Source organism: Pseudomonas sp. Pseusp9, from assembly GCF_059491265.1.
Map to the genome: position 1 here is coordinate 2,997,016 of NZ_CP168500.1, position 22,055 is coordinate 3,019,070.

Sequence of the window (22,055 nt, forward strand, 5' to 3'; positions counted from 1 at the left end):
CAGGGTTTGCCGCGTCAGGCGGACTGGAAAACCGGTACGGGCCGGCGGGCCGCCAGCACAATGATGAAACTGGCCAGCAGGTAGAGAACCATCACCAGATACAGGCTGTAGGTTGTGCCGCCACTGGCGGTATTGATGGCGCTGGTCAGTGAAGGAACGATGGCGCCGCCAAGGTTGCCTATGCTGCTGATCAGAGCGATGCCCACCGCAACCGAAGTGCGGGGCAGGTACTCGCAAACCAGGGCGAAAAACACCGGCGTCAATGAGGCGATACCGGTCACGGCCAGGCACAGGCCGGTCAAGGAAATGGCGAGTTGGCCCTGGCCCAGGGCGATGACCGCCAGGCCGCACGCGGCCAGCAGCGCGCCGGCGATGAAATGCCAGCGTCGTTCGCGCAAACGGTCCGAGCTGCGGCCAAGCAGGATCACCCCGGCTACCGCGCCTAATTGCGGCAAGGTGGCATACAGGCCGATGTGCATGAGATCGGAGACGCCCCAGCTCCTGATCAGGGTCGGAATCCAGAAGGCCATGGCATAGGTGCCGGCGACCATCACCACATAAACCAGCGCCAACGCCCAGAACCTGGCATCGCCCAGCAGATCACGCAGGGAGCCATGGTTGGCCTTGGTCGACGACTGACACTCGGCGTCCAGTTGCAGGCGCAGGCGGATCTTTTCTGCGGCGCTGAGCCAGGTCGCCTGTTCGGGGCGGTCCACCAGCACTCGCCAGGCAATAACACCCAATAGCGGTGCGGGCAGGCCTTGCACCAGGAACAACCACTGCCAGCCGTGCCAGCCGTTGAAGCCATCGAGAAACTTCATGATGGCACCGGACAACGGGCCGGCGATCAAACTGGCCACGATGGCCCCAAGCAGGAATATCCCGATCATGCCCGCACGCCGGGCCGGCGGGTACCAGAGGGTCAGATAAAGCAGCGCACCCGGGGTAAAGCCGGCCTCAAAGGCGCCGAGCAAAAAACGCAGCACATAGAACTGTGTCGGTGTCTGCACGAACATCATCGCCATGGCGACAATGCCCCAGCAGACCATGATGCGCAGCAGCGTTTTGCGCACGCCGATTTTCTCCAGCATCAGGTTGCTGGGTACTTCGAACAGCAAATAACCAATGAAGAAAACACCGGCACCCAGGGCATAGACCGCGTCACTGAAGGCCAGTGTTTCCTTCATCTGCAGTTGGGCATAACCGATGTTGATCCGATCGAGAAACGCCACGACATAGGCCGTCAGCAACAACGGCATGATGCGCCAGGCTATTTTTCGGTACATCGCACGATCGTTGCGGGACTCTGTAGAACTCATGTCTGTCTCCTGATTGTTATTGTGGTTTGCAGAGGATGTTCCGGGGAGCGGCGCTACGCCGAGGAACGAAGGACCAGACGTCCGGGCACCTCGTGCACCGGTTGGTTGACGCCGTCGTCGGGAGCACCGTCGCCCAGCAATCGAATGGCGCAATCGATCATCCGGTTCACAGGTTGGTGCACGGTGGTCAGGTCGTTTTCCGGCCAGGCTGCGGCCCGGATGTCGTCAAAACCGACGACTGCGACGTCTTCGGGCACGCGCAAAGACGTGTTCATTCGCAGATGGCTGAGTACGCCGAGCGCCATCACATCGTTGGCACAGAACACCGCATCGATGGCGGGTTGACCGGCGCGGAACAGTCGGGCCGCGGCCTGACGCCCGCCTTCATAGGTGTATCCACCCTCGACACACGCCACCAGGTGTTGGCCATGCATGGCCAGGCCCCGCTCGAAACCGCGCAGGCGGTCAGCGGTGGTGGAGATGTCCGGATCACCCGACACGAAAGCGCAGGCACTGCGTTGCTGTCGCACCAGATAGTCGGCCACTTCAGCGGCCATGCGTTCGTTATCGCAGCACACCGAGCAAACGGTCGGGTCATCGACGCGGCGGTTCATGAACACCACCGCCACCCCTTGGCGTGCACACAGATCCGCCATGTGCGACGACAGCCTGGCCGCCGTCACCACGATGCCATCGACCTGGTATTGCAGTAGCTGTGGCATCAACTCGTCTGCATCGCCCCCCGGCGGGACCACGAAGAGCAGCAATTGCCGGTCCGTCTGCCGCAGCTTCAGGGAGAAGGCTTCAAGCAGCGCGGGATAAAACGGATTGGCCATATCACCCATGACCAGTGCAACGATGCCTGTCCGGCGTTTGTTGAGCGAGCGGGCGATGGCATTGGGTCGATAACCCAGTTCATCGGCCATGGCGACGATGCGCTCGCGCAGTTTGTCCGAGATGCGCGACTGCGCGTCGAAAGCACGCGTGACCGTGGAGGTGGCGACGCCGATGCGTTGGGCGAGGTCTCTGGCGGTGACGCGCATGACGGGCGGACGCCGGGCGGGAAAGTCTTCGTCGGTCCTGTCGCGCGTCATTTCAGTTACCCCGGCCGTTTCAAGTCGTGTGCAATCGTGTGCACTCATGGGCCGGAGGTTATTCGCGCTTCACGTAAAGCGGACCCTCCCGAAACGAGGGGGGTGGGCCTGCAATGGGGGGCATAACCTGTGTGCAATGGCATTCAAGCTTTGCCCGAATAACAACAGTGGACTCGATCCAAGCAAGAGGAGTCGATATGCGCAATTCCCTGACCGCATTGGTCACTGCCATCATCCTGGCCAACAGCCCGACCTGGGCACTGGATGGCGAAGGCAACCTGGCCAAGGCTGCCAGCCCGTCAACCGTCGCCGTCAACCACGCGGTGCTGGATCAACTGCCCTTCCAGGATCGCGCCGACTACGACGCCGCCCGCAAAGGGCTGGTGGCGGCCTTTGAAGGCGAGATCAAAAATGCCGATGGGAAAACGGTGTGGAACACCCACCAGTACGATTTCCTCAATCAGAAACAGGCACCGGATTCGGTGAACCCCAGCCTGTGGCGCATGGCGCAGCTCAACGCCAATGCCGGGTTGTTCCAGGTCGCCGACAGGATTTATCAGCTGCGCGGCATCGACCTGGCGAACATGACCATCATCGAAGGCGACGACGGGTTGATCATCATCGATCCGCTTTACGTCATCGAGACCGCGAAGGCCGGCCTTGAGCTTTATTACAAGAACCGCCCGCGCAAGCCTGTGGTGGCGGTGATCTATAGCCATAGTCATCTCGATCATTTTGGCGGTGTGCGCGGTGTGGTCGACGAGGCCGACGTCAAGGCCGGCAAGGTGCGCATCTTCGCTCCAAGCGGTTTCATGGAGCATGCGATCCAGGAAAACGTCCTGGCCGGCAATGCCATGCTGCGCCGCGGCAAGTACCAGAGCGGCGCATCGGTGGAGCGCAGTGAGCGCGGGCAAGTGGATACGGGGATCGGCAAAGGTGCCCCGGTGGGCGGTACCATCAGTCTCATTGCGCCGACCGACCTGATTGATCAACCGGTGGTGAAGAAAGTCATCGCCGGCGTGCAATTCGAGTTCCAGCTCACCCCCGGAACCGAGGCTCCCTCGGAAATGAACCTGTACCTGCCGCAGATGCAGGCGTTGTGCATTGCCGAAAACGCCGTGATGTCGATGCACAACGTGCTTACGCCACGGGGTGCGGAAGTGCGCGATGCCAAGGCCTGGTGGCAGTTTCTCGACGATGCCCTGGTTCGTTATGGCGACAGGGCCCAGGTGATGTTCGCCCAGCACAACTGGCCGACCTGGGGCGCCGAGGGTATCCGCAACATGCTGGCCGATCAGCGCGACATGTACGCCTTCATCAACAACCGCACCTTGAACCTCCTCAACCAGGGCATGACCCCGCTGGAAATTGCTGACACGGTCAAGAAACTGCCCGGCAATCTCGATCAGAAGTGGTACGCCAGGGGCTACTACGGAACCCTGAGCTTCAATACACGCGCGGTGTATCAACGCTATCTGGGGTTCTATGACGGCAACCCGGCCAATCTGGACCCGCTGCCGCCGGTCGAATCCGCCAGACATTACGTACAGGCCATGGGCGGCGCCGAAAAGGTGCTGGAATTGATGCGCGTCGCGATGCAACAGGGCGACTACCGCTGGGCGGTGCAACTGGGCAATCACCTGGTGTTCGCCGAGCCTGACAATCAAACCGCTCGCCAAGCCCAGGCCGACGCGCTGGAGCAGTTGGGTTACCGCAGCGAATCGGCGATCTGGCGCAACATGTACCTGACCGGTGCGCAGGAGCTGCGTCAGGTTGCGCCGCCACAAGGCGCCCCGGCCACTGCCGACCTGACACGGGCGGCGACCCCCGCAATGTTCATGGATGTGCTGAGCGTGCGCATGGACCCGGACAAAGCCCAGGGCCATGACATGACCTTGAACTGGAACTTCTCTGACCTCGGTCAGCCGTTCGCCTTGACCTTGCGCAACGGTGTGCTGACGTATCGCGAGCGCGCCAGTCACGCCAAGGCCGATGTGACGGTGACGATGACCAAGGACGTGTTGGACCGGATCAGTCTGCGTCAGCTGGACTTCCCGACGGCGCTCAAACAGGGTGATATCAAGCTCGAAGGCGATGCGGACCGCTTCAAGGCCCTGCTGGGCATGCTGACCCGCTTTGAGCCCACGTTCAACATCGTGACCCCCTGACACCGTGGCCCGTCGGGAAAATACACCATCAGGCCAGCAGGACAACGTCCTGGTCGAACTGCCGGCCAGGCCCCGCAAGCGGCCGAAACAGGCCCGTTCGGTCGCCCTGGTCGACGCCTTGAAAACCGCAGGGCGCGAGATCCTTGAAAGGGAGGGGCGGGCGGCGCTGACGATCTATCGACTTTGCGATTACTCCGGCGTTGCCGTCAGTTCCATCTACGAATATTTCCCCACGATTGAAGCGCTGATCGCCGCCATTTTCGAGGATTACCGTGCTGACATCCGGCTACAGGCAATCGCCAACATCCACGCGCTACCGGCATCGGCGACCCTGTATGACGGCATCGAAATGCTGCTGCGCACGGGGCTTGCCGCCTTGCACCACTGGGTGCAGATCGATTCCGAGTTGAGCATCAAGAGCGCCTGGTACGGTGAGCTGGTACGCCTGGAGATCGTCAAGCCCGAACGCTTCTGGATCTCGATGGTGATTCCGGCGCTGGTGCAGCGGTTTTCCGATGAGATCTGCGTGCGTGATCGCACCAAGGCCGGTTTTCTGGCTTATCAGGCCGTCACCGCCTTGCCCCGTGCGCTGCTGATCGAACAGCCGGCCTATCTGGTAGAGGAAGACACCATTGGCATGCTGACGCGCATGCTCCATGCGTTGCTGACCACGCCGAACACGGATTAACCCTGCCGGGGTGCGCCTGATTTCGCCAATAAGTTGATTAAAAACAGCCGCTTGGGGAACTGCTGAAGGCCGCGGAATCCGGAAATGGTTTTGCCCTTTGTGCCCCTAAACTGGCTCAGCCATGAAGGCCGTTGCACATCGACGGCCAGGTGAATCCCAGGAGACTGACCCTTGAAAACAACAACAGAAGAACAGGTCGAACTGCTGCTGACCGACCCGGCGGCCCTGGTCGAGCATAGCTTGCAGAACTGGAAGCAAATGTCCGCCGAACAGATCGACAGGTTGCAATTGGCCGGACTGAAACGGCGTTTCGGCGAAATGCGCGAGCGTATCGCGATGCTGAAGAAACTGGCAGACGGCGAGGGCATCGAACATATCGAGCAACTGGACGACGTGGTGCCGCTGCTGTTCGAACACACGATGTTCAAGTCGTACCCGCCATCACTGCTGGAAAAGAACAACTTCGCCGCCATCAACAAATGGCTCGGCAAACTGGTGATTCCGGAACTGGCCGAGAAGATCGTCGCCGTCGATGTCAGCGCCTGCAAGGGCCTGGACGACTGGTTCGAAACCATGGACCGTGACATCCCCGAACTATGCCTGAGCCATACGTCGGGCACCTCCGGCACCTTGTCGTTCCTGCCGTGCAGCACCCGCGAGTTCGAAAAGGCCAGCGAAATTCGCAAGCTCTACGCCTGGAACATGGCTGGCGCAGACACTCCGGATCCGGACTTGCACACGGCTTACCCCTACTACCGTCATGGCTATCTCAGCCATTTGCGCGGCATGGGCGCGCTGGCCAAAGTGCTGCTGCCCGACCTGTCGCATTTCCACCCTGCCTATCCGTCGACCCTGTCCAGCGACGTGCTGCGCCTGGGCGCCCGGCTTCGTGCGGCCCACGCCAGTGGCACGCTGGATCGCCTGGTGATCGCACCCGAGCTGCTGGCCAAGAAAAAAGCCTTCGACCAGCAACAGGCCGAGATGCCGCAACACCTGGCGGCTTTCTTCGACGACATCGCCATTCGCCTGAAGGGCAAGCGCGTGTACATCGGTGGAACCTGGAATCTGTTGCACAACATGGCCACGGCCGGCCTGGAGCGTGGCCTCGAAGGCGTGTTCCATCCCGACTCCTACATCGCCACCACTGGCGGCGCCAAAGGTGTGGTGCCGCCCGAAAACTGGCGTGAAGAGGTCATGCGCTTCATGGGCGTGAAGGTTCTGCACGAGTCCTATGCCATGTCGGAAGTGGTCAGCGGCTCACACATGCGTTGCGAGCAGGGTAACTACCACTTATCCCCTACGGCGATCGCGTTCCTGCTCGATCCCGAAACCAGCAAGCCGCTGCCACGCCGGGGGCGCCAGACCGGGCGCGCGGCATTCTTCGATCTCGGGGCCGACATTCACTGGGGCGGTTTCATCACCGGAGACGAAGTCACCATCGAGTGGGATGAGCCTTGCACATGCGGGCGCCACAGTCGCTATGCAGTCGGTCCAATCCAGCGCTACAGCGAAAAAAATGGCGGGGACGACAAGATCACCTGCGCGGCCTCCGAACAATCCCATCGCGAAGCGATGGACTTTCTCAACACCCTGGAGGGCTGAGCCATGACCCACCCCATTGCACCCATGATCATTCGTGGCCAAGTGATCACCGATAACCTGATTGAAGTCGGTGGTCGCGGCAACGACCTGAGCTTCCTTACGCCTGACGCCAACCAGTACATCGACCGGTTGCCGCTGGGCAATCCGGCCAGACTCGCCGACCTGTACACCCTGAGTTTCGACGACATTCTCGATTATGCGGTCGAGCTCGGCGAGCGCCTGGCCTTGCACAAAAACCAGTACTTGCAGGAAGCCTGCGAGCTGTCGTACCTGACCGCGCCCACCACGCCGAGCATCGTCAAGGGCTCCTACATGGGGCTGCAGAACATGCTCTCGCGTGAGTTCATCCGCGAGATGGCGCAAACCACGGTAGGGATCAAATACCTGGAAGGTTGGGTGTCGCAAAAATTGCTCGATGGCACCGAGCTGGAAGTGCGTTGTTTCGGCGCGCGGACCTTGCACATCGTCGCCGGTAACGCGGTGTCGCTGTCGTTGTGGACCATCATCCGCAACATGGTCCTGCGCAGCGATGCGATCATCAAGGCACCGTCCAATGACCCGTTCACCGCGCTGGCCATCGCGCGCACCATGGTCGACATGGCGCCGGACCATCCGCTGACCAAACACCTGAGCGTGGCCTATTGGAAAGGCGGCGATCAGGCGTTCGAGCAACGCCTGTATCAACCGCAGAACCTGGAAAAAATCGTCGCCTGGGGCGGGTTTGCCGCGATGAAGCATGTGACCCGATACATCCAGCCCGGCCTGGAGCTGATTTCTCTGGATCCCAAGCGCAGTGCCAGCATCATCGGCAAAGAAACCTTCGATAGTGAAGCGAACATGCGCGAAGCGGCTGTGCGCCTGGCGGCCGATATCGGCGCAATCAACCAGAAGGGCTGTGTCTGCGCGCGGGTGGTGTATGTGCAGAGTGGCACGGACGAAGAGGGGCTGGAACGGCTCAACACCTTCGGCCAGTACGTCTATCAAGCCATGATCGGTTTACCCAACACCCTCAGTACTTCGCCCAAACGTTATGACCAGGGCCTCAAGGCCCACGTCGATGCGCTGCGCCTGGATGACGAGTGGTACCGGGTCATCGGCGGCAAGGAGGGCGAGGGCGCAATCATTTGTTCGCAACTGCCAGAGCCTGTGTCCTTTGCCGCCAGCCTCGACGACCGTACCGCCAACCTGGTGCCGGTTGATGACCTGAGCGAAATGATGGCGGCGGTCGATGCCTACACCCAGACCGTCGGTGTCTATCCCGAGAACATCAAGGACCAGCTCAAGGATGTGCTGCCGCTGTATGGCGCCCAACGCATCGTCTCGCTGGGTTATGCCGCGGCCATGAAGTTCGCGGCGCCGCAGGACTCCATCGAGCCGATGCGGCGCATGGGCAAGTGGGTCTCCAACCAGATCGCCTCGCCCGAGACCAGTGCGGCGCCCTGGCTTCGCCCGTCGATCTGACTCAAATCCCATGAACACCGCATAACCCCTGTAGGAGCGAGCCTGCTCGCGAAAAACGTCCAGACAACGCGGGCATTCAGACAGCCCGCGTCATCGTTGACGTCCATCGCGAGCAGGCTCGCTACTACAGGGAGAACACCGCATAACCCCTGTGGGAGCGAGCCTGCTCGCGAAAAACGTCCAGACAACGCGGGCATTCAGACAGCCCGCGTCAACGTTGACGTCCATCGCGAGCAGGCTCGCTCCTACAAGGGGTTGTTGTTGATTCAATATCTGGAGAAATGAACATGACCACCTGTATCGGCTACGGCGTGCACGAAACCAACGCGCCCCTCGAACCCCTGCAATTCGAACGCCGTGCGCTACGCGTCGACGATGTTGCCATCGACATCGACTACTGCGGTGTCTGCCATTCCGACATGCATTACGTGCACAACGACTGGAAAAGCACGCGCTTTCCCTGTGTACCGGGCCATGAAATTGTCGGTCGGGTGACTGCCGTGGGCTCGGCGGTCAGTCGTTACCGTACCGGCGACCGGGTCGCTGTCGGTTGCCTGGTCGACAGCTGCCAGCAATGCGAGGCCTGCGAGGATCATCAGGAACCGCACTGCACCCAGGGCATGACAGCGACCTATAACGGTCTGGACCGCATCAGCGGTGAGGTGACCCGCGGCGGCTACGCCCAACACATCGTGGTGCGTGAGCGTTTCGTGCTGCGTGTGCCACCCGCACTGGACCCGCGTTTCACCGGCCCCTTGCTGTGCGCGGGCATTACCGTCTGGGCGCCGATGCGCGCGCGGGACGTCCAGGCCGGTACGCGCCTGGCGGTCGTCGGCCTCGGCGGGCTTGGGCACATGGCGGTCAAGCTGGGCGTCGCGCTCGGTGCCCAGGTCACCGTGATCACTACGTCGCCAGGCAAGGCCGACGATGCCCTGGCGCTTGGCGCGCATCATGTACTGCTGTCCACCGACCCGCAGGCAATGAAGGGTGCTGCCAGCAGTTTCGACCTGGTGCTCGATACCATCCCGCGCACCCACAACGTCAACCCTTACCTGATGCTGCTGGCCCGCAACGGCACTCTGGTGCTGGTCGGCGCTCTGGAACCGCTGGAGCCGATTCACGGCGCATTGCTGGCGATCAACAACCGCTCGATTGCCGGCTCGTTGATCGGCGGCCTGGAACAGACCCAGGAACTGCTGGACTTCTGCGCTAAGCATCAGGTGCTGCCAAGTTGCGAAATGATCGACATCAAGGACATCAACGAAGCGTTCACACGCATGCACAACAATGATGTGAAGTACCGTTTCGTGATCGACATGGCGTCGCTCAAGGACGTCGAACTTTCCTGACCCCAGCCCCGCGCGCCCGGCTCGGCCTACCCGCTTCGAGGGGGCAGGACGAGCCTGGAGCGTCTTAAGGTGGCGTAAAGGCGCCCGCCGTCCGAACCCATCCCAACCCGAGGTCATTCAATGATTCCGCGCACTCTTTTCGATCATGAGCATGAAGCGTTCCGTAATACCGTCAGGCGTTTTCTCGCGGAGGAATGTACGCCGTTCCACGAACAGTGGGAGGAGGATCATCGGGTTCCCCGGCAGATCTGGCAGCGTGCCGGTGAACTGGGCATGCTCAACGCCACGACCCCGGAGGCTTATGGCGGGCTGGGCCTGGACCGGCGCTTTTCGATGATTGCTGTCGAGGAGGTGGCTCGTGCCGGGCTGTCGGGCCTGAACGGCTTCAACGTGCATGACATCTGTGCCGGCTACCTGATCAACTTCGGCACCGAACAACAGAAACAGCAATGGCTGCCGAAGATGGCCAGTGGCGAGGTCATCTCCGCCGTGGCCATGACTGAGCCGGATACCGGCTCCGACCTGCAAGCGGTCAAGACCCGCGCCGTGCTCGACGGCGATGACTACGTGATCAATGGTGCCAAGACCTTCATTTCCAATGGCACCAACAGCGACATCATCGTGGTGATCGCCAAGACCGGTAACACCGGTAAAGGCTCGCGGGACATTTCGCTGATCCTGGTGGAGGCTGAACGGGCCGGAGTCACCAAGTCCAAGCCGCTGCGCAAGGTCGGCCTGCATGCCCAGGACACCACCATGCTGTTCTTCCAGGACGTGCGGGTGCCAAAGGCGAATATTCTGGGTGGAGAACCTGGCCAGGGTTTCTACCAGTTGATGAAGGAGTTGGCCTGGGAGCGCCTGAGTATCGGAATTCTTTCCATTGCGGCAAGCCAGGCGGTACTGGAGCAGACCATTGCCTACACCCGCGATCGCAAGGCGTTCGGCACGCCGATCATCGAATTCCAGAATTCACGCTTCAAACTGGCGGATCTCAAGACTGAAATCGTCCTGGGGCAGACCTACACCGATCGCTGCATGGAACTCATCCTGCAACACGAACTGAGCCCGGAGGCAGCGGCAGCGGCCAAACTCTGGTGCACCGAACTGTATTCAAAGGTGGTCGATCAATGCGTGCAATTGCATGGCGGTAACGGCTACATGCTGGAATACCCGGTTGCCCGGCATTACCTGGACAGCCGCGTCAACCGCATCTACGGTGGTGCCAACGACATCATGCGTGAACTCGTGGCGCGAACCCTGTAGGAGCGAGCCTGCTCGCGAAAGTCATCCAGGCAACACGATCATCAGACGGCACGCGTTATCGTTGACGTCCATCGCGAGCAAGCTCGCTCCTGCAGCCCCCCCCCTCGATTGTGGGGGGGAGGGCCTGTGTTTTCCCCGCCACCATCTGTGCCAAGGCGGATCCCGAGGTTGCCAGACACCTGCTTGCAACAACGACACGTGCTGACATTCAGCTGTGTTCGGGTAAATAATCCGACAATCGCCAGAACGTGGCCACACCTCGCCGATCCGTATCATGCAGCGCCCGACTGGCTGTTTCATTGGATTGGGCACGATCGGAGACCAGGCAGGACATGCATACCGACAAGTTGCTCGTATCGACGAAATTCGCTCCACCGCGCATTGGCACCCAGACCATCCTGCGCGAACGCCTGCTCGAGGATCTGCGTGGCATGACGCAATGCCGCGTGGGCCTGATTACCGGTAGTCCGGGTTTCGGCAAGACTACGCTTCTGGCCCAGTGGCGGCAGGTGATGATGCGCTCCGGGGCGGAGGTGGCCTGGCTGGCGTTGAGTGCCGATGACAAGCACGTTCCGATTTTCTTCGCCTATTTACGCGGCGCGTTGCAACGCCTTGGCATCGTCCTGGACAGCGGGGTCCCGTTGGAAGGTGCGCGACCGGAGTTTATCGACGAGGTGGTGGCGACCATTGTCGAAGGTGCCGCCAGTATCAACAAAGAGCTGTTTCTGGTTATCGATGACTATCAACACGTCACCGACCCGCGCTCCCACCAACTCATGCAAAAGCTGCTGGATCACAGTCCCGAGAACCTGCACTTCGTCATCTCGTCCCGTGTCGGACCGCCGCTGAGCTTCAGTCGGCTGCGCCTGAGCGGGCAGTTACTGGAACTCGATTGCGCCACCTTGCCATTCGATCTGGCCGAGTCTCGCGCCTTTCTCGAGCAAAGCCTGGCAGCATTGAAGCTCAGCCCGGAAGAATTTCATCAGATCCATGAGCTCACCAGCGGTTGGCCAGCCACTTTGCAGCTGGTGATCATCCTGTTGCGCAGTGATCCTGACTCCCGCGGCGCCTTGCGCGAAATGGGATGGCGTTCCGACGATCTGCAGAGCTACCTGGCCGAAGACGTAATGGCCCACCTGCCGCCCGAGTTGGCATCGTTCATGGAAAGCATGAGCATCTGCCGCCGTTTCAACGCCTCTCTGGCGCAAGCGATTACGGGCGATAGTTCGGCACAGGCGATGCTCAAGCGGCTGGATGAAGAAAACCTGCTGATCTTTCGCGTCGAAGCCGATGACCGCCAGCCGTGGTATCGCTTCCACGCATTGTTCAGCGATTTCCTGGCCACGCGACTCGCTCGTCGTGACAGCGCCGCGCTAACCGAACTGCATAATCGGGCGGCACGCTGGTTCGCCGAGCGCAAACTGCTGGCGGAAGCAGTCCGCCACGCCACCCTGGCGGGCGACCTCAGCTATGCCGCCGAGTTGATCGAACGGGCAGCCCCTGCGACCTGGAGCCTGAGTCAACTGAGTCCGCTGCTACGCCTGCTTGACCGTTTGCCGCAGGAAATCCTGTTCTCGCGTCCCCGATTGTTCTTTCTCGGTTGCCTGGCCTACGCGCTCACGGCCCGTCCGGCCAAGGCAGAAGCCTGGCTGGAGCAGTTTCATCGCAGCGGAGCGGCCCAACACGCCGACGTCGCCAATCGATTGCCGCTGGTGCAGGCGGCAATCGAAGTCCAGCGTGATCGTACCGAGCCAATCATTGGCTTGCTCAAGGATTTCCAGGCGTTGCCGGATGACTACTCCGTGACCCGTTTCGGCGCGCCGGCGCTGCTGACCATTGCCTATCTGGCGGCGGGACGGATCGAGGAAGCGCTGCAGTGTCTGGATGACAATCCCATCCCTGAGGCCGAGCGCAATGGCGAGATGGCATTGGTGGCCGAAGGGGCGCGGACCCTTTGTTACCTGCAGGCCGGCCAGATGCGTGAGGCCGAACGGATCGGTGCGGCACAGCTGGCTCGCGCCGTGTCAGTGCATGGCCACCGTGCCGCCAGTGCCTATCTGGGGGCAGCCACGCTGGCCGAGGTCTACCGCGAGGTGGACCGTACCGACGAAGCGCGGGAAATTCTCGCCAATCGCAATGGGCTGCTGCAATGGGCCATGCCTGACACCATGCTGCGCGCCACGATTTGTAGAGCGCGCCTGGACCTGCTTCAGGACAGCGCGGCGGTGGCCATGGCCTTCCTGGAGCGGCAGGAACGGCACTTTCGCACCATCAGCCAGGATCGTGCCCTGGCGCACTGCCTGGCCGAACAGGCCCGCATAGCCATGCTGGAGAACGACAAGGCACTGGCCAGCGACAGGGTCGCCAAGCTGCAAACACTTGCAGAAAAACACCGCGAGTCCCTGGGCTTCCAGGCAGATATTCCGGCGATTGCGGCATTGGCGCGAGCGCGTTTGCTTCTGGCCACCAACTACCCGGACAAAGCCCTCGCAGAGCTGGCAATCCTGGGCGCTTACGCAAGGACATTCAGTCGCGGACAATTGCTGGTCACCGGCCAGTTGCTCGAAGCTTGCGCGAGGGCCGACCTGTTGCAGCCGGAACAAGCTCAAGCGCACTTGCTGGAAGCCTTGTCACTGGGCCGCCGCCTGGGACTTGTGCGCACCTTCCTCGACGAAGGCGAAGTGCTGCGCAAGATGCTTGTTGCGCTTGCGAGCAAGCCGCTGGCCAGTGAAGACGAGGCGTACCTGGGAAGGTTGCTGGAGCGCTTCGGTCCTGGCAGCGTCGGTCGCTCCAGCGAGTCGTCGACCCATGGTGCGTCTTCGATGCTCACGCCACGGGAGTTGGCCATCCTGCAATTGATCAGTCAGGCAATGGCAAACAAACGCGTGGCCCTGACGCTGAACATTTCACTGGAAACGGTAAAGTGGAACCTGAAGAACATCTACGCCAAGCTGGGGGTTTCCAGTCGTTATGATGCCGTCTCCTGGGCCCGCAAGAATGCGTTGATCGAATAAGCGCGAAACACCAGCACAGCGAAGGAGGGGAGCGTTGCGTGGACGCTTCGTTTTCTTTGTTGGCTGGTATTTCGCCGAGAGAGTCTAAGGCTGGTTTCGAATTGACGGCCAACCCTGATAGGGGGGGCGTCAAGCGATGCTGGCCAGCATTTACCCGATCAGGTTGATCCGTCAGAGGCGTGATCGTTTTTCTCCAGGCAAGCTGATCTTGCCAAATCCCCCCCTCCCCGAGGGGGCGGTTCTGCGATACCTCCTCCTATGATCGATTCAGAGCCCCTGTAAAGGTGGCAGAACGACGACCCAAGGAGAGAACCACCCCATGATTGCGCGCAGCCTGTTTGACCATGAGCACGAGGAGTTCCGCAGCAGCGTGCGGCGCTTCCTGGCTCAGGAATGTGCTCCTTGCCTTGAACAGTGGGAAACAGACCATCGGGTCCCGCGGTCTATCTGGGAGAGGGCCGGCGCGCTGGGCATGCTCAACGCCACGACCCCGGAGGCCTATGGCGGGCTCGGACTGGATCGTCGTTTTTCGATGATTGCCACTGAGGAAATCTACCGTGCGGGCCAGGCATCGGGCCTGATCGGTTTCGGGGTACATGACATTGTCGCCGGCTACCTGGTGAATTTCGGCAGTGAAGTGCAAAAGCAGGCCTGGCTACCGAAGATGGCGGCAGGCAAGGCCATTGGCGCGGTAGCGATGACCGAGCCTGATACCGGCTCCGACTTGCAAGCGGTCAAGACCCGCGCCGTGCTCGACGGTGATGAGTACGTCATCAATGGCTCCAAGACGTTCATCTCCAACGGCAGCAACTGCGATGTGGTGGTAGTGGTCGCCAAAACCGGCAACACGGGCAAGGGTGCCCAGGACATCTCGCTGATCCTGGTCGAAGCCGACCGTGCGGGCTTCAGCAGGTCCAGGCCCTTGCGCAAGGTGGGCTTGCATGCTCAGGACACCACCATGCTGTTTTTCGAAAACGTCCGGGTGCCGAAGGAAAACCTGCTCGGTGGCGTGGCGGGGCAGGGCTTCATCCAGCTGATGAAAGAGTTGGCCTGGGAGCGTCTGTCCATCGCCATCAGCAGCGTCGCCGGCGCCGAGGCGGTGCTCGAAAGCACGCTTGACTACACCAAGGGGCGCACGGTGTTTGGCAAACCGATCTTCGCCTTCCAGAACACCCGCTTCAAATTGGCTGACCTGAAGATGCAATTGGCGGTGTCGCAAAACTACGTCGACCGCTGCATGGAGCAATGCCTGTCCCGGACCCTCAGCCCCGAAGCCGCCGCCTCCGCCAAATTGTGGTGCTCGGACCTGTACACCAAGGTCGTGGACGAATGCGTCCAGCTGCACGGTGGCAACGGCTACATGCTCGAGTATCCGGTGGCCCGTCACTACCTCGATCACCGCGTCCTGCGTATCGCCGGCGGCGCCAACGACATCATGAAAGATCTGGTCGGACGCACGCTCTGATCAAGGTTACAGAGGACTACCCAATGGAATACCTGATCCCCCGTACATTGTTCAGCACCGAGCACGACGAATTTCGACGCGCCTGCCGCCGCTTTATGGAGCAGGAGGTCGCGCCTTTCCACGCCCAGTGGGAAAAAGACAAATGCGTACCCCGTGACGTCTGGCGCAAGGCCGGCGAAATGGGAATGCTGCTGCCTTCGATGCCAGAGGAATATGGCGGGCCGGGTGCCGATCGCCTGTTCGACATGGTCTTTTCCGAGGAATTCATGCGCATCGGCGCCACCGGCCTGATCGGCTTCGGTGTGCACGGCCTGGTGGCGTTCTACATCCTGAACTACGGCACACAAGCGCAGAAGAACAAATGGCTGCCGAAAATGATCGCCGGGGAAGCCGTGGGCGCCATCGCCATGACCGAACCCAACACCGGTTCAGACCTGCAGGCGGTGCGCACCCGCGCCGTGCAGGACGGTGACGAGTTCGTCCTCAACGGTTCCAAAACGTTCATTTCCAATGGTGCCTCCTGCGATCTGGCGGTGGTGGTGTGCAAGACCGGCAACAGCGGTAGCGCCAAGGACATCTCGCTGATCATCGTCGAAAAAGAGCGCGACGGATTCGCCCGTTCGCAACCGTTGGAAAAGATCGGCCTGCACGCCCAGGACACCAGCATGCTGTTCTTCGACGACTGCCGTGTGCCCGTCGAAAACGTCCTCGGTGGCGTGCAGGGGCAGGGCTTCTTCCAGCTCATGCACGACTTGGCGTGGGAACGAATCATCGGCGCCGTGGGCTTTCAGGCGCAGGCCGAAGCCGCGCTGGATCAAACCATTGAATACACCCGCACGCGCATCGTCTTCGGCAAACCGGTGCTGGATTTCCAGAACTCGCGTTTCACCCTGGCGCAACTCAAGACCGAAGTGCAGATCGGCCGCTCATGGGTCGACAGCTGCATGGCGTTGCTGCTGCGCGGTGAGCTGACAGCCGAAGCGGCCGCGGTGGCCAAGTACTGGACCGCGGAGCTCAGCAGCCGCGTGGTCGATGCGTGCCTGCAACTGCATGGCGGCAACGGCTACATGACCGAGTACCCGATAGCCCGGCTGTACCTGGACACCCGTGGCAACCGGATCTGGGGCGGTACCAACGAAATCATGAAGGAAATCATCGCTCGCACGTTGTGAGCGCGATCATAGGAGAGCAAACGTGTCTCAAGAAATTCGCTTCGACGGCAAAGTAGCCATTGTCACCGGCGCCGGCAACGGCCTGGGACGCGCCCACGCCTTGCTGCTGGGTTCCCGAGGCGCCAGGGTCGTGGTCAATGACCTGGGCGTCAGCACCGAAGGCCTGGGCACTTCAAGCTCCGCAGCCGATGCCGTGGTCGCGGAAATTCGCGCCATGGGTGGCGAGGCTGTCGCCGACTACAACTCGGTGACCGAGGGCGAGAAAATCGTCGCCACCGCGCTTGAGGTGTTCGGCACTGTCGACATCCTCATCAACAATGCCGGCGTCTTGCGCGACAGTTCGTTCCACAAGATGACCGAAGAGCAGTGGGACCTGATCCAGGAAGTACACGTCAAGGGCGCCTTCCGCCTGACCCACGCCGCGTGGCCGATCATGCGCGACAAGGGCTACGGTCGCATCATCATGACCGCCTCCGGCGCTGGCATTTTCGGCAACTTCGGGCAGTGCAACTATTCCACTGCCAAGTCCGGCCTGATCGGTTTCGCCAACTCGCTGGCCATTGAAGGCGCGAACAAGAACATCCGGGTCAACACCATTGCCCCGATCGCCGCTTCCCGCATGGTCATCGCCAGCGGCCTGTTCCCTCAGGAGCTGCACGACAAAATCAAAGTCGAAGACTGTGCGCCACTGGTGGGTTGGCTGTGCAGCGAGGAATGCGCGGACACCGGCGGCCTGTTCGAGGTCGGTGGTGGTTTCCATGCGAAATACCGTTGGGAGCGTTCCCAGGGCCGGTTCCTGCACACCAACACCCTGAGCCCGGAACTGGTTCGCGATAACTGGTCGCGCATCACTCAATTCGATGAGCACAGCGTTCATCACACCGATGGCGCCGACGGCCTCAAAGAGCTGTTTGTCCGCATGGAGTCGCCTACCAAGGGCGGCAATGCCTACATCGATATGGAAGTGGCGGGCAACGCGGTCTCCCTTCTGGAAACCGAATACGACCAGAACGATGCCGCGCTCTATGCACTGGCCGTTGGCGCCGCCAAGGACCCGTTGGACCGCGATGAATTGAAGTACGTCAACGAGTTCCTCGGCGACGAGTTCCGCGTATTGCCGACCATGGCCGTGTTGCCGGCGACCGAAGTATTCCTGCGCGCCGCCAAGTCCGGCGAACCACAGCTTGAAGGCCTGAACGTGCCGTTCGCCAAAGGCCTGCATGGCGAGCAATACACCGTGATGTATCGCCCATTGCCGCCTAAAGCCAAGCTCAAGCACACCATGCGCTTGAAGTCGGCGATCGACAAAGGCAAGAGCACCGTGACCATCCTGGCTATCGAGACCACCGACGAACACGGCACGCCGCTTTTCTACAACGAAGTGACCGGCTTCTATCCTGGCGTGCCGGGTGCAGGCCTGCAGCGTGTGGCCAGCGAAGAGATCAACGTCGCACCGGAGCGTGAGCCCGATGCGGTGTTGGCCGACAAAACCGAAGTCAACCAGGCATTGCTCTATCGCCTGTGCGGCGACTGGAACCCGATGCACGTCGATCCGGACTACGCCGCCCGGGCCGGCTACGAGAAACCGTTCCTGCATGGTCTGTGCACCTTCGGCTACCTCGGCCGCCATGTGATCAAGGCGTTCTGCGGCAACGATTCGCGTCTGTTCAAAAGCGTTCGCGCGCGTTTCGCCTCCATCGTGATGCCCGGCGACACCCTGGAAACCCGTATGTGGCGCGAATCGCCGACACGCATCATCGTCGAGATGCGTGCGGTCGAGCGGGACGTCGTTGTATTGAAAAATGGTGCGGTCGAATTGTTCGAGTCCGTGCCGGCCTGATTCCCTGGCCACCTGCCGCTTCCATGAACGGGAGGCGGCAGTTTTTCTATTTCAGGAGAGCACGATGCAACGTTGCGTCAATGTGATTGGCGTAGGTATGTCGCCCTTCAGTCCTGCAGCGCTGGGTCCCGATCCGCCAGTCCTGATCAGCACTACGATACGGCAGGCGCTCATCGATGCCGGCTTGTCCGCGAGCAATATAGCGGCGGTCTATGCCGTTACGGGGACAATGGATAGCGCAACATTGCAGCGTGCTCTGCAACCAGTGGGGCTAGCGCATGTTCCGCTGTGTCATTTTCCGGAGGATGGCACCGATGGCAGTGCTTTGCTGGCACGCGCTTGTCAGGCCATTGCCCTCGGGCAGGTGCAAAGCATTCTGGTGCTGGGCATTCAGGGCGCACCGGCCATGCCAGCTTCAAACCTCGACTTCGAAAGCCTCGGTGCCGGGGCGCGGGAGTACATGGCGCGTTACCGGATTCGACGAGAGACCCTCGCCATGATCGCCGTCAAGGCGCGCCAGCATGCCATGCACAATCCGCTGGTCGCATTCAAAGGCGCACTCACCATGGATCAGGTGTTGGCCGCCGAGATAATTGCCGACCCGCTCACCCATCCGCAGTTTGCGTGGGCCAGTTCGGGGGTCGCAGCGGTATTGCTGTGTTCCAGTGAATTTGCAAAACGCCGCAGCAACGGCGCGGTCGTTTGCCTTGCTGCCCAGGCATGCGTGTCCCCGCACCAGGTGAATGGCTTCGATCGGGGGGCGAGCTTCACTGGCGTAAACTATGACGTCAATGTCGCCGCCGCCCGAGAGTTGTATGAGCAAGCGGGCAGGGGGCCGCAGGAAATTACCGTCTGCGAGCTGCACGACGTCAGCACCGTGAGCGAGTTGCTGCTTTATGAGGCGCTGGGTTTCTGTCCGGAAGGCAACGGTGAGAAAATGGTCGAAGATGGCGACAATACCTACGGCGGCAATCTGGTCATCAATCCTTCCGGTGGCCTGTTGACATTGGGTCATGCGGGGGCGGCAAGCGCTTTGGCACAATGTATAGAGCTGGTGCACCAGCTGCGTGGGAGCGCCGGCCGGCGGCAGGTCGCCGATGCGCAACTGGCCCTTCAGCACCAGACAGGTAACGACGGCACGGTGACGACGACGCTTTTTCAACGCGGTTGAATATTGCCGCGAACAGGCGTTTCGACGGGCGAGGAACAGAATAATTTCAATAGGTGGAAGACCACCCTTCAAATGCGGGATCTGTCATGAACAACAACAATAACCACCCGACACTGTTACATCGCTTCCTTCATTGGGAGCACAGCACGCCAGACTCGATTTACCTGACTCAACCCTTGCCCGATGGCAGTGTGCAAGACTTCAGCTGGCGTGAAGTGGGCGACCAGGCGCGGCGTATGGCCGCTCACCTGCAGAGCCTGGATTTGCCAGCGAAATCTTCCATTGGCATCTACGGCAAGAACACGGCCCACTGGATCATCGCTGACCTGGCGATCTGGATGGCCGGACACGTCAGCGTCCCGCTGTACACAACGGCCAATAGCGACACCGTGCGCTATGTGCTGGAGCATGCAGAAATACGGCTGCTTTTCGTCGGTCGCCTTGAAGGCGACGCGGCTGGCTGGAATGCTGTGTGTACCTCGATTGCGCCCGACTTGCCATTGATTGATTTGCCTATGTCCGGCTGCGGCAAGGGTAAGTCCTGGGAGCGCATCGTCTTGAGTCAGTCGCCGCTGCAGGCGGTGGTCGAACCGGCACCAGGCGAACTTGCCACCATCATCTATACCTCGGGCAGCACCGGCGATCCCAAGGGTGTGATGCACAGCTTCGGTGCCATGTACACCGCACCGGCGGCGACCGGCTGCATGTATGCCAACGGCCAGGGCACGAGTCGCAGTGATCGGCTGCTTTCCTACCTTCCCCTGGCTCATACCGCCGAACGGGCGGTGGTGGAAGCGGTGTCGCTGTACAGCGGATGCCGGGTGTTCTTCAACCTGGGCCTGGAAACCTTCAGTGACGACCTGCGCCGTGCGCGTCCAACCATTTTCCTGTCCATGCCGCGGTTGTGGGGCAAGTTCTATCAGGGCATCAACGAACGGATCGATCCTGCCAAACAGGCCGCCGCCTTTGCCGATCCGATAGCAGGCAAGCTGATGAAGGAGCAGATTCTATCGGCCCTTGGGCTTGACCAGGTGCATACCGGCCTGTCCGGTTCCGCGCCCTTGCCGGTCAAGGTGATGGAGTGGTACCGCGAGCTGGGTCTCGAGTTGCTTGAAGGCTATGGCATGTCGGAGAATTTCGGCACCTCGCACTTCAGCCTGCCGGGCCAGGTCCGTGTCGGCTACGTTGGCGCCGCGATCCCGGGTGTCGAATGCCGTATCGGTAACGACAACGAAATTCTGGTGAAAAGCCCGGCGCAGATGCTGGGCTATTACAAGCGACCTGAGCTGACCGCACAGAGCTACACCGCCGACGGCCTGTTCTGCACCGGCGATCGTGGCGAACTGGACGAGCAGGGGCGCCTGCGGATCACCGGGCGGGTCAAGGAGTTGTTCAAGACCGCCAAGGGCAAGTATGTCGCGCCTGTGCCGATCGAAGCCAAATTGGGCAATCATCCGCGTGTCGAGGCATCCTGCGTGACCGGCGTCGGGCTGGCGCAGCCGCTGGCCTTGCTCAACGTCTCAGCCGAGACCCGCGCCGCCCTGGCCACGGCCGAGGGCCGTGACAAGGTTGCCACCGAGCTTGAGGTGTTCCTGGCAGAGGTCAATGCCCAGTTCGAGTCTCATGAGCAACTGGGGTGCCTGGTGGTTGTCGCTGAACCCTGGACTGTCACCAATGCGCTGCTGACACCGACCCTCAAGATACGCCGCAACTTGATCGAAGACCGCTATCAGAGCCAGATCGAAGCGTGGGACGCGAGTCGCAACAAGGTTGTTTTCGAGTAGTGCTTCACACCGCTGTAACCGAGCCGACCTTTTGGGTCGGCTTTTTTTTAGCTGGCGAGTCTGGGGGCGGCTGTGGGAGCTTGCCTGCGATAGCGGCATGATGACCACCATTGCATCGCCAGCAAGCCGGCTCCTACAGATGGGTGTCACACCACAAATTCAACATACTCCGCAAATCCTGTGGGAGCTGGCTTGCCAGCGATGGCGGCCTCATAGTCGACCAATCACTCGCGGTCGTACCGATCAAATTGTAGGAGCGAGCCTGCTCGCGAAGGCGGCCTGACAGCGGACCTATTGTTTGTTGTCGGTGTACATATCCATTCCTGCGGTAACGGTCACTTATGGTTCCGCTCTTACAGCGGGTCACTTGGAAGAGCCCCAAGTAACCAAGGGCTCTTGCCCCTGACGTTCGGTGCCTCGCTGTGGCTCGGCATGCCCTCGCTCCGGTCCTGCTCCGTGGGCCCGCCGCGATCGGCCATCCATGGCCGTACGCGGCTAACCCGGCATCCATGCCGGGTTGCCCACTGCGCAGAACCTCCACTCGGCCTCTCGAGGGGGCAAGAAAATCAAAAGCCAGGTCAAAAGCCAAAGCGAGGCGGCCTACGAGCCGACCTGATTTTTCGGGTGTACCCGATCCCCCGTGGGAGCTGGCTTGCCGGGTCGCC

General features: G+C 61.0%; 14 protein-coding genes and 1 pseudogene. 13 read left to right on the forward strand and 2 right to left on the reverse strand.

Annotated features, from left to right (window positions below; all coding sequences use genetic code 11):
- Positions 1–14 precede the first annotated feature (14 nt).
- Together ACEN8E_RS13475 and ACEN8E_RS13480 are read right to left on the reverse strand one after the other, a co-directional pair.
- Complete coding sequence (locus tag ACEN8E_RS13475; protein WP_495593040.1) at positions 15–1,319, reverse strand: MFS transporter; 1,305 nt, start codon at positions 1,317–1,319, stop codon at positions 15–17.
- 53 nt (positions 1,320–1,372) lie between these two features.
- The gene (locus ACEN8E_RS13480) at positions 1,373–2,413 is read right to left on the reverse strand and encodes a LacI family DNA-binding transcriptional regulator (protein WP_495593041.1); all 1,041 of its coding nucleotides are present in this window, start codon (positions 2,411–2,413) and stop codon (positions 1,373–1,375) included.
- A gap of 197 nt (positions 2,414–2,610) precedes the next feature.
- Here ACEN8E_RS13480 and ACEN8E_RS13485 point away from each other — a divergent pair, with 197 nt between their 5' ends.
- The 13 genes and pseudogenes from ACEN8E_RS13485 (at position 2,611) to ACEN8E_RS13545 (ending at position 21,390) form a co-directional block, all read left to right on the forward strand.
- Complete coding sequence (locus tag ACEN8E_RS13485) at positions 2,611–4,581, forward strand: alkyl/aryl-sulfatase (RefSeq protein ID WP_495593042.1); 1,971 nt, start codon at positions 2,611–2,613, stop codon at positions 4,579–4,581.
- Between the two features lie 4 nt (positions 4,582–4,585).
- Positions 4,586–5,269, forward strand: a complete 684-nt coding sequence (locus ACEN8E_RS13490) for a TetR/AcrR family transcriptional regulator (protein WP_495593043.1) — start codon at positions 4,586–4,588, stop codon at positions 5,267–5,269.
- 171 nt (positions 5,270–5,440) lie between these two features.
- On the forward strand, positions 5,441–6,871 hold the full coding sequence (locus tag ACEN8E_RS13495; RefSeq protein ID WP_495593044.1) for a hypothetical protein: 1,431 nt from the start codon (positions 5,441–5,443) through the stop codon (positions 6,869–6,871).
- Between the two features lie 3 nt (positions 6,872–6,874).
- Positions 6,875–8,332: an acyl-CoA reductase gene (locus ACEN8E_RS13500; protein WP_495593045.1), complete on the forward strand. Its 1,458-nt coding sequence runs from the start codon at positions 6,875–6,877 to the stop codon at positions 8,330–8,332.
- Positions 8,333–8,619: 287 nt separating this feature from the next.
- Positions 8,620–9,681, forward strand: coding sequence for an NAD(P)-dependent alcohol dehydrogenase (locus ACEN8E_RS13505; RefSeq protein ID WP_495593046.1), 1,062 nt, complete (start codon positions 8,620–8,622; stop codon positions 9,679–9,681).
- 120 nt (positions 9,682–9,801) lie between these two features.
- Positions 9,802–10,944: an acyl-CoA dehydrogenase family protein gene (locus ACEN8E_RS13510; protein ID WP_495593047.1), complete on the forward strand. Its 1,143-nt coding sequence runs from the start codon at positions 9,802–9,804 to the stop codon at positions 10,942–10,944.
- A gap of 332 nt (positions 10,945–11,276) precedes the next feature.
- Positions 11,277–13,958 carry a winged helix-turn-helix domain-containing protein gene (locus tag ACEN8E_RS13515; RefSeq protein WP_495593048.1) on the forward strand — a complete coding sequence of 894 codons (2,682 nt, stop codon included), beginning with the start codon at positions 11,277–11,279 and terminating at the stop codon, positions 13,956–13,958.
- 319 nt (positions 13,959–14,277) lie between these two features.
- Positions 14,278–15,423, forward strand: a complete 1,146-nt coding sequence (locus ACEN8E_RS13520; RefSeq protein WP_495593049.1) for an acyl-CoA dehydrogenase family protein — start codon at positions 14,278–14,280, stop codon at positions 15,421–15,423.
- A 32-nt stretch (positions 15,424–15,455) separates the two neighbouring features.
- Complete coding sequence (locus tag ACEN8E_RS13525; RefSeq protein ID WP_495593316.1) at positions 15,456–16,595, forward strand: acyl-CoA dehydrogenase family protein; 1,140 nt, start codon at positions 15,456–15,458, stop codon at positions 16,593–16,595.
- 22 nt (positions 16,596–16,617) lie between these two features.
- Positions 16,618–17,520 (forward strand): annotated as a pseudogene (locus ACEN8E_RS13530) (SDR family oxidoreductase); the annotation flags it as partial.
- 33 nt (positions 17,521–17,553) lie between these two features.
- Positions 17,554–18,435, forward strand: coding sequence for a MaoC/PaaZ C-terminal domain-containing protein (locus ACEN8E_RS13535; RefSeq protein WP_495593317.1), 882 nt, complete (start codon positions 17,554–17,556; stop codon positions 18,433–18,435).
- A 64-nt stretch (positions 18,436–18,499) separates the two neighbouring features.
- A complete protein-coding gene (locus ACEN8E_RS13540; protein WP_495593050.1) occupies positions 18,500–19,606 on the forward strand; it encodes a thiolase C-terminal domain-containing protein in 1,107 nt (368 codons plus the stop codon).
- Between the two features lie 86 nt (positions 19,607–19,692).
- The gene (locus tag ACEN8E_RS13545; RefSeq protein ID WP_495593051.1) at positions 19,693–21,390 is read left to right on the forward strand and encodes an AMP-binding protein; all 1,698 of its coding nucleotides are present in this window, start codon (positions 19,693–19,695) and stop codon (positions 21,388–21,390) included.
- Positions 21,391–22,055: the final 665 nt, after the last annotated feature.

Bases quoted from the DNA above. Each gene is read 5' to 3' on its own strand.
- ACEN8E_RS13505 (WP_495593046.1), top strand. From the start codon at position 8,620: ATGACCACCTGTATCGGCTACGGCGTGCACGAAACCAACGCGCCCCTC.
- ACEN8E_RS13535 (WP_495593317.1), top strand. From the start codon at position 17,554: ATGGAAGTGGCGGGCAACGCGGTCTCCCTTCTGGAAACCGAATACGAC.
- ACEN8E_RS13540 (WP_495593050.1), top strand. From the start codon at position 18,500: ATGCAACGTTGCGTCAATGTGATTGGCGTAGGTATGTCGCCCTTCAGT.
- ACEN8E_RS13510 (WP_495593047.1), top strand. From the start codon at position 9,802: ATGATTCCGCGCACTCTTTTCGATCATGAGCATGAAGCGTTCCGTAAT.
- ACEN8E_RS13520 (WP_495593049.1), top strand. From the start codon at position 14,278: ATGATTGCGCGCAGCCTGTTTGACCATGAGCACGAGGAGTTCCGCAGC.
- ACEN8E_RS13545 (WP_495593051.1), top strand. From the start codon at position 19,693: ATGAACAACAACAATAACCACCCGACACTGTTACATCGCTTCCTTCAT.
- ACEN8E_RS13485 (WP_495593042.1), top strand. From the start codon at position 2,611: ATGCGCAATTCCCTGACCGCATTGGTCACTGCCATCATCCTGGCCAAC.
- ACEN8E_RS13515 (WP_495593048.1), top strand. From the start codon at position 11,277: ATGCATACCGACAAGTTGCTCGTATCGACGAAATTCGCTCCACCGCGC.
- ACEN8E_RS13500 (WP_495593045.1), top strand. From the start codon at position 6,875: ATGACCCACCCCATTGCACCCATGATCATTCGTGGCCAAGTGATCACC.
- ACEN8E_RS13475 (WP_495593040.1), bottom strand. From the start codon at position 1,319: ATGAGTTCTACAGAGTCCCGCAACGATCGTGCGATGTACCGAAAAATA.
- ACEN8E_RS13480 (WP_495593041.1), bottom strand. From the start codon at position 2,413: ATGACGCGCGACAGGACCGACGAAGACTTTCCCGCCCGGCGTCCGCCC.